The sequence below is a fragment of the Dorea sp. 210702-DFI.3.125 genome, assembly GCF_020560945.1.
Classification (GTDB): Bacteria; Bacillota; Clostridia; order Lachnospirales; family Lachnospiraceae; genus Dorea; species Dorea formicigenerans.
The window spans coordinates 1-937 of sequence record NZ_JAJCNF010000072.1; the positions used below are offsets into that span (position 1 = coordinate 1).

Genomic DNA, 937 nt, shown 5'->3' on the forward strand with positions numbered 1-937 from the left:
TCCAAGCAGCTTTATGAGGAAGCGCTGGGGAACTTAAATTCCCCGGCAGACTGGGAGACACGGGCAATCTGCGAGATTATGAATACCGGCATTGCGGGCGGCATCATTCAGGGCTGGGCAGCCTACAAAAGCCCGAAGCGGTATAAGAAATACGGTTCTCAAAAAGGCTGGGAGCGTGTCAACCAAGCTCCGCCGGAGGGGGACGGTTTTCAGGAAATCACGGAAGAAGAAGCCCGGCAAATGGAACTGCCATTCTGAAAAGCCACCGGTTGACAGTTTGGTTGACGCTTTGGTTGACAGCCAGTTGACGGAGAAAAGCCTGATATTTGGGGTATTTCTCTCCTTTGTCAACCATGTCAACCAAGAAATCAAAGAAAAAGTAAAAAGTAATAATAGAGCGCCTATGGATTGTTTTCAAAGTCTTTTCTGCCGGTTGACACGGTTTGGTTGACACGGAGACAGTCTGCGGCTGTACACCTGCCTGACATTCCCTTGTCGGGCATATTTCATTTATGGAGGTAACTGCCTATGGCAAAAAACAAAAACGAGAGCAACAACGAAAACAGCGGCACCCTGCTTACCGAAAAAGACGGCACCCAGTATTTTGTCATGGGGAAAGTCCGTATCAAGGTATCGGAGCATTTCGCACAGGATGGGAAGCCGCTTGACAGTCTACTGGAAGATGTGATCCAGCACGCTGCCGCCGCTTCCTGAAAAAATACGGAATAACGACTGTCAATCAGCCCACGCTTATGATATACTTGTACCAGCGAGTATTGTATAAGCGTGGGTTGTTTCTTTTAGAAGGAGGATTTTTAACCGTGAAACAACCATATAATACAACGATTTATAACACTGCACTATATTTGAGATTGAGCCGTGACGATGAATTACAGGGGGAAAGCGGCAGTATCCAGACCCAGCGCATGATGCTTAG

General features: G+C 47.6%; 1 protein-coding gene and 2 pseudogenes. All 3 read left to right on the forward strand.

The genetic code is table 11. The annotated features are described in order from the left end of the window. Window positions 1–258: pseudogene (locus tag LI164_RS15560) on the forward strand (virulence-associated protein E); the annotation flags it as partial. Between the two features lie 270 nt (window positions 259–528). Then, window positions 529–714 carry a hypothetical protein gene (locus LI164_RS15565; RefSeq protein WP_015540918.1) on the forward strand — a complete coding sequence of 62 codons (186 nt, stop codon included), beginning with the start codon at window positions 529–531 and terminating at the stop codon, window positions 712–714. A gap of 38 nt (window positions 715–752) precedes the next feature. Beyond that, window positions 753–937 (forward strand): annotated as a pseudogene (locus LI164_RS16420) (hypothetical protein); the annotation flags it as partial.